General features: G+C 59.5%; 12 protein-coding genes and 2 pseudogenes. 3 read left to right on the forward strand and 11 right to left on the reverse strand.

Annotation, left to right across the window (positions count from 1 at the left end; all coding sequences use genetic code 11):
- Positions 1–45: 45 nt before the first annotated feature.
- Together KRR23_RS17210 and KRR23_RS29140 are read right to left on the reverse strand one after the other, a co-directional pair.
- On the reverse strand, positions 46–2,121 hold the full coding sequence (locus KRR23_RS17210) for an autotransporter outer membrane beta-barrel domain-containing protein (protein WP_216743469.1): 2,076 nt from the start codon (positions 2,119–2,121) through the stop codon (positions 46–48).
- A 194-nt stretch (positions 2,122–2,315) separates the two neighbouring features.
- Positions 2,316–2,447 (reverse strand): annotated as a pseudogene (locus KRR23_RS29140) (response regulator); the annotation flags it as partial.
- Between KRR23_RS29140 and KRR23_RS17215 the strand changes: the two are divergent.
- A pseudogene (locus KRR23_RS17215) lies at positions 2,436–2,666 on the forward strand (ATPase, T2SS/T4P/T4SS family); the annotation flags it as partial. The pseudogenes KRR23_RS29140 and KRR23_RS17215 sit on opposite strands and share 12 nt — an antisense overlap.
- 157 nt (positions 2,667–2,823) lie before the next feature.
- Here KRR23_RS17215 and KRR23_RS17220 read toward each other — a convergent pair.
- The 6 genes from KRR23_RS17220 to KRR23_RS17245 form a co-directional block, all read right to left on the reverse strand.
- Positions 2,824–3,213: a DUF6124 family protein gene (locus KRR23_RS17220; RefSeq protein ID WP_216743470.1), complete on the reverse strand. Its 390-nt coding sequence runs from the start codon at positions 3,211–3,213 to the stop codon at positions 2,824–2,826.
- A 607-nt stretch (positions 3,214–3,820) separates the two neighbouring features.
- On the reverse strand, positions 3,821–4,588 hold the full coding sequence (locus KRR23_RS17225) for a response regulator transcription factor (RefSeq protein WP_216743471.1): 768 nt from the start codon (positions 4,586–4,588) through the stop codon (positions 3,821–3,823).
- A gap of 295 nt (positions 4,589–4,883) precedes the next feature.
- Positions 4,884–5,441: a DUF4136 domain-containing protein gene (locus tag KRR23_RS17230; RefSeq protein ID WP_216743472.1), complete on the reverse strand. Its 558-nt coding sequence runs from the start codon at positions 5,439–5,441 to the stop codon at positions 4,884–4,886.
- A 28-nt stretch (positions 5,442–5,469) separates the two neighbouring features.
- Positions 5,470–6,078, reverse strand: a complete 609-nt coding sequence (locus KRR23_RS17235; protein WP_054595454.1) for a DUF4136 domain-containing protein — start codon at positions 6,076–6,078, stop codon at positions 5,470–5,472.
- Between the two features lie 24 nt (positions 6,079–6,102).
- Positions 6,103–6,852, reverse strand: a complete 750-nt coding sequence (locus KRR23_RS17240) for a methyltransferase domain-containing protein (RefSeq protein WP_103316940.1) — start codon at positions 6,850–6,852, stop codon at positions 6,103–6,105.
- Entirely contained in the window at positions 6,852–7,154 is a 303-nt protein-coding gene (locus KRR23_RS17245; protein WP_054595452.1) for a MazG-like family protein, read from the reverse strand. The genes KRR23_RS17240 and KRR23_RS17245 overlap by 1 nt, the downstream gene beginning before the upstream one ends.
- Before the next feature lie 311 nt (positions 7,155–7,465).
- Between KRR23_RS17245 and KRR23_RS17250 the strand changes: the two genes are divergently transcribed.
- Positions 7,466–7,759, forward strand: coding sequence for a hypothetical protein (locus KRR23_RS17250; protein WP_216743473.1), 294 nt, complete (start codon positions 7,466–7,468; stop codon positions 7,757–7,759).
- A gap of 101 nt (positions 7,760–7,860) precedes the next feature.
- Complete coding sequence (locus KRR23_RS17255; RefSeq protein WP_216743474.1) at positions 7,861–9,201, forward strand: MATE family efflux transporter; 1,341 nt, start codon at positions 7,861–7,863, stop codon at positions 9,199–9,201.
- Between the two features lie 79 nt (positions 9,202–9,280).
- Here the strand turns inward: KRR23_RS17255 and KRR23_RS17260 are convergent, their stop codons facing one another.
- From KRR23_RS17260 to speA, 3 genes are all read right to left on the reverse strand, one after another.
- Positions 9,281–10,066 (reverse strand): DUF4123 domain-containing protein, encoded by a 786-nt coding sequence (locus KRR23_RS17260; protein WP_216743475.1) that lies wholly within the window; start codon positions 10,064–10,066, stop codon positions 9,281–9,283.
- Positions 10,063–11,445, reverse strand: a complete 1,383-nt coding sequence (locus KRR23_RS17265; RefSeq protein ID WP_216743476.1) for a contractile injection system protein, VgrG/Pvc8 family — start codon at positions 11,443–11,445, stop codon at positions 10,063–10,065. Before KRR23_RS17265 ends, KRR23_RS17260 begins: the two co-directional genes overlap by 4 nt.
- 233 nt (positions 11,446–11,678) lie before the next feature.
- Positions 11,679–13,592, reverse strand: a complete 1,914-nt coding sequence (speA, locus tag KRR23_RS17270; protein ID WP_054595447.1) for an arginine decarboxylase — start codon at positions 13,590–13,592, stop codon at positions 11,679–11,681.
- Between the last annotated feature and the right edge of the window lie 196 nt (positions 13,593–13,788).

The following is a 13,788-nucleotide window of genomic DNA, read 5'->3' on the forward strand; positions in this document are numbered from 1 at the left end:
AAAACGACCCCCTCATGGCGGGTCGCTTGGGTTACAGCCAATCAATCAGAAGTCGTAGCGAACCTTGGCGGTGAAGGTGTCTGCATTGAAGTCGGCTTTGGTCAGGTAATCATACGAACCGCCCACGCTCCAGGCACCGATCCGGTAGGTGGCGCCCAGACCCAGTTCATAACTGTCACGCGCAGGTTTCGCACCGCTGGTGGTGAACGGTGTGCCGCCGAGCACAAAGGTCGAGGTCGCGTTAGCCTGATCACCGATGAAGTCGTGCCACGCCATGGCCTTGGCTTCGGGTTGGAGGCTGCCGGCGCCGACATCGAAGGCGGCGGCCAGGCGTGCACCGAGGCCCATTTCACCCACTTCATAACGCTGGCTGCCGACACTCAACGCGGCCGAACTGCCCTTCTCGCGGTACGCATCGATCGCTACGTTGGCATAGCGCGCACCGATCTGCGGCTCCAGCACTACCTGCTGATTGAAGCGCAAGGTGTAACCGGCCAACGCGTTCACGCCGAAGATATCACTGTCGTAATCGCCCTTGGCACGGGTGCCGGCGATGTAGCGTTTGGACTCGTTGGTGTTCCAGCCATAGGTCAGCGAGGTGTCGACAAAGAAATTGTCGTGAGTCCAGTTGCCGTACAGCGTCAGCGCGTTACCGATTACATCGGTCTTGCTCCCGGCGTCGGACGTCACGTTGCTGTTCAGGTAGCTGTAAGCGATACCCAGCGTGGTGTCGGCATTCAACTGACCGTCAGCGCCCACGGCGATACCCTGGCTGTTGGCGCTATAACCAGCGACACCGCCGCGCGAACCTTGATCGGCATCACTGTTCAAGGCTTGCAGCCACACGCCTTTTTCGGCCAACACATCACCCGAGGACAAACCGCTGCGGGCACTGCTGGAGCGCGCGTTGATCACACTGTTGATCAACGACTGTCCGCTGACGGCAGCTTGGGTCGCACCGCCGCTGACGTCAGGAGTGAGCTTTTCAGCCAGTTTGGCCAGTTCGGCGTCGCTGCTGGCGTTGGCGAAGGCCTGGAACACTGGATCGTGCTCATCCAGCTTGGTCATCAAGCCATTCGAGACACGCGCTGCCGCGCTGGCGGCGTTCGAGGAACCACCGGCATTCAGAACGTTTTGCCCCACGACGGCATCACCCTTGGCATCGACCAATGCCTTCACGTCGTTGCCCTCGACACCGTAGCTCTTCACTTCCAGCAACGCCGAAGAAGACGAAACCGTCAGGTTTTCGCCGCCTTCCAGCTTACCGGAGCTGATCAAGGTATAACGGGTACCGCCATTAGCCGTACGGAAGTCTTCGGAGCGCGCCTTCAACTCAAGACGAGCACCTGGGCCGATGTCTGCCAGGCCGGTGACTTTGAGCACCGGAAGATTGGGGTTGGTGTCGTTGCCCAGGAACATATGCAGCACCGAACTCGGCTCTTCCATGTCGAATTCGCCGATGATCGTGGTGTGGGCCTGCTGTAGCGTCAGCTCGCCCTTTTCCACCGTGATGTAGCCAGCCTTGATGGTCGAACCGTCGAAGTTCACATCACCATTGATCTTCACGCCGGAAAGGCCCATCAGATTGCCTTTGACGTTACCGCCATTCCAGTAGAAATAGGCGTTTCCGTCGTCGACCTGAATGGCTGCATCGCCGCCTTCGATCGAGCCACGGGATTGGCTGATCGACAGGAGAGGATAGGTATCCACCTGGTTACGGATATGGATGCCAAACCTTTCGCCGGAGATAAGGCCAGTGTTGTTAATGCTCGAGAAGGTGTCTCTGGACGTAAGCGCGAACGAAGCGCCATCCAGTCGCAACGCTTCAGCGTTGGCACCCGTGGCCGTGATCGTGCCTTGGTTGATCACAACGTTACCGATGCGGGTACCGATCAGTGCCATCCCGGTCGCGTTCATTCCGCTGACAGCGATATCGCCCGAATTCAGGACGTTGTTGGTGACAACGCTGCCCTGATCCTTGATGCCAAAAGCACCGTCACCATAGACCTTGATCGAGCCGTCGTTGATCAGGTTCAAAGGTGCGGCAATGGCAGGGGTGTGAATCGCGGCGGCAGCCACGGAAAGCGCCAACAACGAGCGGCGCAGGCAAGAGGTGTTCAATGCAGATTCCCTTCAGAAGCCTATAGAAGACGCGTTTTTCAGCAGGCGCGCCCAGCTTCTTTCAGGCATCCATACCGGCCAACCAGCGGGGGCTGGTTCAGGCGCGGGCAATATACAGGTGCCATCATTTAGACACCACCAAAAAATGCCAAATGCATGACGTCAATTTTTGCATCGGGGAAAAACACGAACGCTCAAGGACTGACCCTGTGAATCCTCGGCTTAGGAAAAAGATTGTCCAGGGTTTCCAGCAGACGCACGTGATAGACAGGTTTGTGGAACAGGTCCAGAACCTGCAAACGCAACAGGCCGCTGACATTGTCCATGTACTGACCGCCATGAACACCGGTCACGACGGCTCGATGAGCACTGTCCACGCCAACAATGCTCAGGACGCACTGTTGCGCCTGGAGACTTTGGTGGGCCTGACCGGACGTCAGATCGCCGAACGCACACTACGACAGATGATTTGCGCGGCACTCGACGTGGTGATCCAACTGACGCGCCTGCCCGATGGCCGACGCTGCGTCAGCGAGGTGGTGGAAGAGATGTCCGTGGTGATGATGCTGTTTTTGTTTCCCGCCTTGCTGATCGTTTTGGCCGGCCCGGGTTTCACTGCTATTGGCCGGGCGTTTGGGTCTTGAAGGGCATCTGATGAAACGGCTGGTAGCCCATGTCATCAGATGCCCTTCGAGGAAGCACTCAAGGTTTGACGACATACTCCGCCGGTTCTTCAGGGTCCAGATTGTCCAGTGCTCGATCCACCAGCAGCCGGATCCCGTCGATCATCCTGCAAATACCCAACGCCACATTGCGTCGAGACCCTTCGATCTCGAACGCCAGATCAGCGGCCATGGCCTTGACCGAAGCCAGGTCTTCCGAAGCGTTCGCCAGCAGGCTTTCATTGTCGATACCCGGGTTGACCGCAAACAACCGATCCGAATGCAGATCGCTGAAACGCAGCTTCACAAGGGTCGGTTTCAGGTAATGATCGAGGGCTCGATGGGCAGCGTCGTGGAGCTTTTTTGAGTCGGGAGAGTCATAGGGGGAAACGTCGTCGTGTTCGGGGGGATTGGGGATGGATGTAGTCATGTCGGTACTCCGAATATGAAATGGATATACCAAGTTATTCGGGCCGCGACGCCCGGACGCTGAATTGGCAGCGACGCTTGAAGGCTAGAGGTGGCGCTTCCGAGCGGCAACCCTAAAGACTTGTCAGATGTTTCTACGCTGCCTACGACACCGTCATCGCGGGCAAGCCTTGCTCCTACAGATAAGTGATCGTCCCCACGCTCTGCGTCGGCTCGCGGAGCGTCCCTGGCGGCATTCCCACGCGGAGTGGAACGATCTCAAGTCCTACACACCCCAACCACTCAGGCCGGCTGTCAGGCCGCCGTGCTGTTGCCGTTGATCTTGATCCACCCGCCCCTTCGGCAGGCCGAGTGGAGGTGTTCATCAGGGGGTGGGCGCGTAGCGCCGTACGGCGCAGCCGGACACATCGAGAGGAGGTCGTCGCGAAGCAGACCGTAGGCGATGCCCCCTGATGGACACCGGAGCGAGGGAACGCCGAGCCTAGGCGAGGTGCCGTACGCTTGGGGCGAAGCGTTTTGGTTACTTTTGGGCGTCTGCAAAAGTGACACGCTGTAAGAGCGGAACCCTAAGCGGCCGTTACCGCAGCAACGGATATGTACACCAGAGCCTAGTGCGCCGTAACCCGCCCCCGCCCCCCAGAACTCCCCGGCGACAAAGCCAACGCCAACTGCGTCCGATTATGCATATGCGTCAACCGCAACACCTGCGACACATACAACTTCACCGTGTTCTCGGTAATCCCCAACTCACAGGCAATCTGGTAATTGGTCTGCCCCTTGCCCACCAACCGCGCAACATCGAGCTGACGAGGCGACAGCTGATCAAAGATCGCCGGCATATGCTCCCGATCAACCTCCCCACCCGACGGCACAAGCGGAGCACGACGAACTTTATCAAGGTCCTGATAAAGGTCATCGATCGATTCGGAAAGGTCTCGCAGCTTCTGATTCAAGTGCCCCAACTCCACACTTTTTTGCCGTTCGTGAAGCGCGACTTCCTGACGCCTCAACCCTTCCAGCAGCTCATCCAGATCAATCGGTTTCTGGTAGTAGTCAGCGATCCCGGTGCGCAAAGCCTTGATCACATCCTGTTTGTCGGCACGACCGGTGAGCATGATGGCTTCAAATGCCCGGTGCTTGCCGGCGATGCGTTGCAGCTCCTGAACCAGTTGAATACCGTCGAGCCCGGGCATGTGCAAATCACAGAGGACCAGGCCGATGTCGACATCTTCACGAAAGCGCGCGATGGCTTGCTGGCTGGACTCACAAGGGACGCAACGGTAACCGCTGCTTTCAAGAAACTCGCAAAGCTCTTCCACGATCTGCGGTTGATCATCGACCACCAGCACTTTTACCGCAGAGGTAGGCTTGTTCACGTGCGCCTCCATGCCCTGTCCGAAGACTGTCACTTCCTGTACCGACAGCGGCGAGCTGTACAGGCCTGAATTGAAAGTAGACCTACTTTCCTACTATGTACATAGCGCTAGTCGAGCCGCACGACTAGCGGATCCAGGCCAGTGCGCGAGCAATCCAATAGCACCACGTTGCCCGGCGGGGCTGCGAAACCGCAAACGGGGAGACATCGAGCACTCCTTTGCCGGCGCACTGCCGAGCGCTACCTCCGGTGGTGAGGGCAGCTCCTTGAAAGGTCGGCCAGTCATATTCCCGCATTTATTTCGGCGGGTAGTTGCTCAATATCCGCCCTACCGTCGCGCGAATCGCGGCGCTGCGGTCGGCGGGCTGCGGCGATCTGCTGAGCAATTGCTCATCACTGCCACGCCAGACCAGCTTGCCATCCTTGCCATCGAGCAGGTCGATCTGAAGCGTGGCGACCTTGTAGGAGACGTTGCGGGTTTCGTTGTACATCGGTGCGCCCCAGTAGCCGTTCCAGGGGCCACCCCAACCACCGCCATAGTTGGTGGTGATTTGCTGCTGGCGATCCTCGACGATCAGGTAGGTCCGTACATTGACGTCAGCCTTGGCACCGGCAGCGGCCGGGCGCAGACCACGCTGGTCGAGTTGATCGGCAACCGCCTGGCGAATCCGTTGTTCGGTAAGGTCGCTCTTGATCCGCGGATCGTCGGGACGGTATTGCACGGAGGGCTCTTTCCAGGCCCAACTGCGATAGGCGGCGAAGTCGCGGCTGGCATCAAAATCGTGATTGACCTGTGTCGTTTGGCAGGCGCCGAGCAGCACGGCGCAAGCCAGTAATGAGAGACGGCGGGACATGATTTTTCTCCGGTCCTAAGCAGGGAACCTAACTAGGAGGATACGCCGCTACCGCCTTTTCCACAGCGGTTCGTAACGCATCGCCACGCTCTATTTCGTTGCCCTGAAGGCCCGCTTCAGCGCTGGCACTCCAGACCGGTTGCCCGGTGCTGGCGTCGAACAAATCCACCCGGATCACCAGCACTTGCACCTGATAGGTACGAACGATCGGCACCGTGTTGTACATCCCGTAGCCATTGCCATAACGGTTATAACCGCCGTAGCCGCCATAACCGTAATCCTCCTGGACCTGCTTCAGGCGGGTTTCCTGATGCAGGTCGGCGCTGACCCACAGGTCCGCCGGACGATTGTCGTGCAGCGGACGCAAACCCCGTTGATCCAGCGCATTGCTCACCGCTTCGGCAATCTGCGCCGAGTCGGCCAAGACCGAACCGTTGGGCAACCGGCCGTTGAGCCAGGCCCAGCTTTGGTAACGGCTGTAATCACGCGGCGCCGCTGGATAGGCGCTGCGATCAAAGGTGTTGGCAGCGTGCGGCGGGGCTGGCGGCAGCGGGTTGGAGCTGGCGACATATGGATTGCTGCCCTGACAGGCACCGAGCCCCAGACACAACATGATCAATCCCAAACGGCGTTTCATGATGCTCTCCACACAAACCACGGTTCAGACCGGGCGACAGATCCAGTGCAGGTAACGCCCCAGCCCCGCAAAGCTCGGGTGACGGCGGTGGGCCAGCTCCATTTCCAGCAAGTCGATCAGTTCGGCACGGGCCTGAAACTCTACCGGCATGTAGTCATGAAAAACCCGCACTCCGCTTTGGGTTTCGACCTGCCACAAACCTTCCAGTTGCGTCGCCAGCTCTCGCGGATCCAGAGGCATCTGCGGGGTCAGGCTCTGCTTCTCGCCGGCCATATCGTTCTTGCGCATCTTGCGGAAATGACCCTTGAGCAAGTTGCGGTAAATCAGCGCATCGCGGTTATAGAACGCCAGCGACAGCCAGCCGTCTTTGGTCGTCAGTTGATGCAGCACCGGCAGAATCGCGTGGGGTTCGGCCAACCACTCCAGCACCGCGTGGCACAGCACCAGGTCATAAGGCTCGGTGAGTTGACCGAGCAGCTCTTGCCACGGAGCCTGGATAAACGTCGCCGCTTGCCCGGCCTCGGCGAAGCGCTGGCGGGCGCCTTCGAGCATCGGTTCGGCAGGCTCGGCCAATGTCACTTGATGGCCGCGCTGGGCCAGCCATAACGACATGTGTCCGAGACCTGCGCCGATATCCAGCACCCGCAACGGGCGATCCGGCAGGGTTTCGGCCAGGTCGGCCTGCAGCACCGCCAGACGGATCGCGCCTTTGGCACCGCCGTAGATTTTTTCGGCGAAACGGGTCGCCAGCTGATCGAAATGACGGTCGCTCATCAGCTGAACCGCCGTTCGCTGTCAGCCAGCTTGCTGCGTACTACCTGTTCCATGTCCAACCCCAGCTCGCTGCACAGCAGCAGTAGATAAAGCACGATATCGCCGACTTCCTGACCGGCATGCGCGAGTTTGTCCGCTGGCAACTGGCGCGACTGGTCTTCGCTCAACCATTGGAAAATTTCCACCAGCTCGGCCATTTCGACACTGGCGGCCATGGCCAGGTTCTTCGGGCTGTGAAATTGCCGCCAGTCGTTGCGGTCACGGATGCAGTGCAGGCGTTCGGTCAGTTCAACAAGGTTCATCGGGCTCTCCTGAAGGCGTATAGCTTCGGGCGGATGGCGGATGAAGGCAAGCGCCGAACACTGCTGTCGTTTCGTGACAGTTCACGAGCAAACCCGCGTGTGTGTTTAGACTTGAAGGGGTGGGAGGGACTAAAAGCCCGATTCTGACTCTAGCCAGTACAGAACGCAGAAGCTTGCCCAGTGGGTGCAGACGTTCAGTTACTATTCGCAAATTCAAACCACCAAACCTCTATGCTTCAAGGGTGCTCGCCAGCCCTGACAATGGCCAAAGCGCTCAGCGCCGGCACCCACTCTTTCATCAGGACGTACACATGCAGGTAGATAGCTTTTTCGAATGGCTTGGCCAGGCGCTGGGTTCGGTCATCCGGTTCATCGTCGATACGCTCAGTGGGTTGTTCAGTGCCTTGACTCACGCCAGCGGCAATTTTGTCGACGGGCTGTCACGAGCACTGGGCATGGAGCCCTCGATGATCAGCATTCTCGTGCTGATCATCGGCTTGATGCTGCTGTACTCGGCGGTCCGCGCGTTCATGCGTGCGTCGATCATCGCAGGGATTATCTGGCTGGTGCTGGGGTTGTGGGTGTTGAGCTGGGTGGTTCACTAACACCGAGATTCCATGTGGGGCAGATTGACCGACGCCCCACAACAAGCGCCCAACGACGCCGGGATCTGCCGCTACAATGCCCGCTCTCGAAAGGAGCCTGAATGTCTACGTTGATCACCGACTGGCGCGATCGTGCGACCCATCGCCGCGTCTGGGCACTTGCCGCGCCGATGATTCTTTCGAACATTTCCGTGCCGCTGGTGGCGCTGGTCGACAGCACGGTGGTCGGCCACCTGCCCCACGCACATCAGCTCGGTGCTGTCGCGGTGGGCGCCAGCCTGTACACCTTTCTGGCCTGGGCCATGGGGTTTCTGCGCATGGGCTCGACCGGGTTTGCAGCGCAGGCAGCCGGGCGCGGTGACGGCGCGGCGCTGCGGCAGATCCTGCTGCAAGGCTTGCTATTGGCGATGGGGCTGGCGCTGCTGCTCGGGATGCTGGGTGTACCGCTCAGTGGCGTGGCGTTGCACTTCATGCAGCCCTCTGCCGAGCTCGATCAACTGACCCGCGAGTTCTTCCACACCCGGTTGTTTGGCTTACCGGCAGCGCTGGCCAGTTATGCACTGGTCGGCTGGTTCCTCGGCACCCAGAACGTCCGCGCACCGCTGGCGATTCTGCTGACCACCAACCTGGTGAACATCGCTCTGAACCTGTGGTTCGTCTTGGGTCTGCAATGGGGCGTTGTCGGGGCGGCCCGTGCTTCAGTGATCGCCGAATGGACCGGCGCCCTGCTCGGCCTGGCCATGACCCGTAACGCCCTGCGCGCCTACCCCGGGCATATCGCCTGGGCAGCACTGGCGCTGTGGCAGAGCTGGCGGCCGCTGCTGGCGGTCAACCGGGACATTTTCATTCGCAGTCTGGCGCTGCAATCGGTGTTCTTCATGGTGACCGTGCAAGGCGCACGGCTCGGCGATGCGACGGTGGCGGCCAATGCATTATTGCTCAATGGCTTGCTGTTGACCGCCCATGCCCTGGATGGCCTGGCCCACGCGGTGGAGGCTCTGTGCGGCCATGCCATCGGTGCCCATGACCGTCAGGCTTTGCGTCGGTCCTTGGTGGTTGCCTGCGGCTGGTCATTGATTGCCAGCCTGGGTTTTGCGCTGCTGTTCTTCTGCGCCGGGCATTTGTTCATAGAGATGCAGACCAACATCCAGAGCGTGCGCGACACTGCGTTCGTCTACTTGCCGTACCTCGCCGCACTGCCACTGATCGCCGTCTGGAGCTACTTGCTCGACGGCCTGTTCATCGGCGCCACCCGTGCCCGGGAAATGCGCAACGGCATGCTGCTGACGGTGCTGCTATTGCTGCCATTTGCCTGGGCACTGCAAGGGTTCGGCAACCACGGACTATGGCTGACCTTCCTGCTGTTCATGGTGCTGCGCAGCCTGATGCTTGGGGCATTCGCCTGGAACCTGCGCAAGAATGATGGCTGGTTCACCGTCTGAACAGCGTGCAGTTCCAGCTCTCGGCAGCTGCTACGAGTGCAGTTCTTCATCGTGATTTGGCCTGCAGAGTGCGGTGAGTTCAGGAACGATGGCTCTGCCAGCGGTTGCGCAAGCTGTCGAGCCGCTCTTGCTGAGTGCGCCCCGGCAGGTGTTCTTCGGGTGTGGCTGACGGGTATTGCAAACGTAATCGTAACCAGCCATCGAGCACCGTCTGCTCGCTGAAGCCCTGTTCGAGTCCTTCCTGCACAAAAGACCAGATCGTGCCAAAGTCGTGGCCCGTCGAGCGACTCCAGTGCCACGCATGGCGCTCCAGCAGGCAGGTTTGCAACTTGTTCTGCTGGCGAAGGCTGAGGCTGTCTTCGATGGCCAGTTCACTGACGGCCAATCGCGGATTGACCAAATGCAACCAACCCAGACTGCCGATCGCCCGGTCCTCCCAGGTTCCACCGTGCCAGTACAGTTTATCGATCGGCCCCAGCCAGCGACTCAACTCGCGGGCATCACTGGCATCAAAAAAGTAACTGGCGATAAAGGGGTTGTAGTAGCTGAGCAAGCCTTTGTAATGAAGCCCGAACGTGACCGTGAGCATACGTCGAAGGTGCCCGAGCAATTGCTCCGGGGATGCAGAGCTGACCAGCAGCAACCCCGGCCAGTCCGCTGGCTCGTCGTGGCAACATTGCATCAGCGGCGATTGCGCCGACAGTTCGATCAACTGCGGCCCCTGGTCGCGCAATGCATGCAGGTCGGTGCTCTCGAACAACGCATAACACGGTACGTCGGCAAACCGCTGCTGCAGGCTCCACCCTGCCTGCGGCGAACCTGGTACATCCAGCAAAAGCCATTGAGCCGACCGGGCAGCGATCATGCCGCACCACTTTGGCCAAGCCCTGCCACTGTGCGGCAGGTGCAGATCGCTTGCCGGCAATGCATGAAACTCCCCCCGCCGGGTATCAAACACAGCAATACCAAGGGCTGACTGCTCTGAACCAATGCCAACAAGTCATGGCGATCATCGGGCGGCAATTCCTCCCGTGCCGGGAGCGCCTCCCCGGCCATTGAAGGCGGGGAGGTTTCGACAGGCAACACGCCGTCGACATTCAACGGCGCCCCCTGAAATATGCCGGTGATCAATGGCTGGTCCGGGTCGCCCTCGATAAAGCTCACACAGACCTCAACCCCCGCCGTCAAACCGGCAACCGACTCTGCAGACAGCTGGGGCGAGACCGGCAGCCAACAATGGCTGGGCCGTGCACCCTCGCCCTGATAAAGCCAATCGAACTGCACGGCGATGCGTTGGGCCGCGTCGCTGCGAGGTTCGTCGACATTGACCACCCAGCCACGTTGCAGGCTGTTCATCTGAGGCTTCTCGCTTGGACGAAACGCTACGAACGGCGCCTCCCAGGGAATCGCATCAATGCGGTTGCGGTAGTACGGCAACTGCGCCTGACTGCCCGAATGCTCGACCTGGGTCAGCAACCACAGGTGATTCCAGTCGGCAAACGGATGGCCCGACAGCGGCATCAGCATGCCGCTACGCAGGTTCGGCAGGTCCGTTTCGCCTTCTGCAACAGGTTTCGGCAATCCATCGTGACGTGCCCCATCGGCATGAGCATGAACCGTGAAACGCCTGACGGCGGGTGTCGTGCCTTGGGTATCAAAGGGTGTGCCGGCACCTGGAGACGAACTGCGCCGAGTGTCGGCAAAAATCAGGTAATGACCGTGCTTGCGGTGCTGAAAGTGGTAGTGAATCCGCTCTTGCTCGCACAGGCGCTGAAGAAACGCCAAGTCCGACTCACGGTACTGGGTGCAAAATTCCCGCACGGGGTAGTCGTTCCGGAGTTCGAATCGACAGTTTTTTTCGTCTATACCGTGTTCTTTCAGTACCTGCACCAGAATCTGCGGGACTGACAGTCCGCTGAAAATTCGCTGGTTGCAGCGTTGCGCCAGGCAGGCCAGCTTCGGCCCGAGGCACAGACGCCAGAGCGCCGGCACCGTGTCGTCATGAAGCGGGGCAAGGTCATGAATCTGTCCGTGGATACCGGTGCCCGCGCCCCCAAACCCCAGGTACGCCGAGCGAAACATCAGGCTCGCCATGTCCAGCCGCGGCTCATCGAACTGCAGATCCAGCTGGAAAGCAAAGGGTTGGCTGATGGACTCGCAGCCGGTAAAGGCGACAACAACAAAGGGTTGGGGCTGACCCGCTATCTCCAGACGAAATGACGGCTCGTTGACGGGATCGAACATCGGCGTTTCTCTACAGGAGGGACGGCCGGGGATTCTCGCTGAGAGACATGGCCGAGTAGAGTGCCGAAGTACAACTTAGGAAATGACCTACGCGAAATGAAGACCACACAGCGTTGATAGTGCGCCAACGCGGCAAATCGCTACAAAAATAAAGAAATGCCGTGCCAGGTCCTCCGAAAATTCCGCACTACGCGGAGTATTTTCCGACAACCTGGTCACAGCGGTTCGCTACCTCAAGAAGACAGGTAAGACGAACGAGTCAGACCCAGGCGCAAGGCATCGAGGTACTGAGTGCGCTCGGTGGCACTGATTCGAGCGCTGGCCACTTTGTCGCGGTAGTGCGTCATCAGCTCTTCCGGCGACAAATGCACGTAACGCAGCATGTCTTCGATGGTGTCGTGGGTTTCGATACCGGCGTGGTAAACGCTGCCGTCGGCATTCTGGTAGATGTTTACCGAGTCGGTGTCTCCGAACAGGTTGTGCATGTCACCGAGAATTTCCTGGTAAGCACCCACCAGGAAAATCCCCAGCAGGTAGTCTTCGCCATCATTGAGCCCGTGTACCGGCAGGCTGGTTTCGATGCTCTGCTCGTCGACGTATTGCTTGATCTTGCCGTCGGAGTCACAGGTCAGGTCTTGCAGCACGGCACGGCGCATCGGCTCTTCATCAAGACGGTGCAGCGGCAGGATCGGCAGGACCTGGCCGATGGCCCAGGTGTCCGGCAGGCTCTGGAATACCGAGAAGTTGCAGATGTATTTGTCGGCCAGCTTGTCGTTGAGTTCGTCGAGCACCTGACGGTGCGAGCGCTGACGGGCTTTCAACGAGTTGTGCAGGCGACGGCAGACAGCGAAGTAGCATTGCTCGGCCAGGGCTTTTTCGGCCAGGGTCAGCTTGCCATCGGCGTACTGGGTGGCCACATCGCTCATGTAGTGAGTCGCGCGCCAGTAGGTTTCGGTGACCATCTCGATATCGGTCGGGCCGAGCAGGTCGACCAGCCATTGCACGGTTTCCGGCAGCTCTTCCTTGTTCTCGATCATCGGCACGTCGTCGTTGTGTTTCTCGACGTCGGTGACCTGTACCACCAGCATGGCGTGGTGAGCCGTCAGCGAACGCCCACTCTCGGAGAAGATGTTCGGATGCGGCAGGCTCTGCGCGTCGCAGAATTCCTTGAGCATGCCGACCACGACACCGGCGTAATCGTCCATGTCGTAGTTGATCGAGCTGGCGTTGCGCGAGTGGGTACCGTCGTAGTCGACGCCCAGACCACCACCCACGTCGATGTGATCCACCGGCAGGCCAAGGTTGCGCAATTCGCCGTAGTAACGGATCGCTTCCTTGAAGCCGTGCTGGTAGTCCGCCAGGTTGGCGATCTGCGAGCCCATGTGGAAGTGCAGCAAACGAATGCCCTGATCCAGACCGGCCGCACGGAAGCGCTCGACTACCGACAGCAACTGGGCAGCAGACAGCCCGAACTTGGATTTTTCGCCGCCCGTGTCAGCCCATTTGCTCGATGCCAGGGACGACAGGCGAACCCGCAGGCCGACTTGAGGCTTGACCTTCAGCGAGGCAGCCTCTTCGATCACCAGGCCGACTTCGGATTCTTTCTCGATCACGATGAACACGTTGTGGCCCAGCTTCTGGCCCATAAGTGCCAGGCGGATGAACTCACGGTCCTTGTAACCGTTGCAGACGATGGTGCCGCCCTTTGGCGCCAGGGCCAGCACGGCCAGCAGTTCCGGCTTGGAACCGGCTTCCAGGCCGATGGAGACGTTCTGGGTGGCGATGATGTTCTCGATCACCGCTTCCTGCTGGTTAACCTTGATCGGGTACAGCGCGGTGTACTTGCTCTGGTATTCCAGACGCTCGATATTCGCGTCGAAGGCGCCGGTCAGCTGACGGACACGGTCCTGCAGGATGTCCGGGAAGCGCACCAGCAGTGGCAAGGACAGGCCGCTTTTGCGCAGCTGTGCGACTTGTTCGAACAGATCGATAGGTGCGCTGCTCGGGCCGTTCGGACGAACTTCTACGCGACCGGCGTCACTGATCGCGAAATACCCGGCCCCCCAATGGCGAATCCCGTAAACACTGCGGCTGTCCGCAACTGTCCATTGGCTGCCATCGTCTTTGCGTGTGCGTCGTACGGACATCGAAGTCCCCTATAAAGAAGTCAAAGAGCGCCACCCGGGTTGAGGGCTGGCGCAGTCTAAAGTGAAAAAATGACGATTAGCCTGCAAGCGGGATAGACCACACTTGCAGCGCTGAGTTTAGAAACCGGTCAGAACAGGCTCTGTGAAAACCATGGAGACGACGTTCAACCTGAATCGATCAGGACTGCATCAAGTC

It is taken from the genome of Pseudomonas sp. CVAP#3 (assembly GCF_018986375.1).
Taxonomy (GTDB): domain Bacteria; phylum Pseudomonadota; class Gammaproteobacteria; order Pseudomonadales; family Pseudomonadaceae; genus Aquipseudomonas; species Aquipseudomonas helvetica.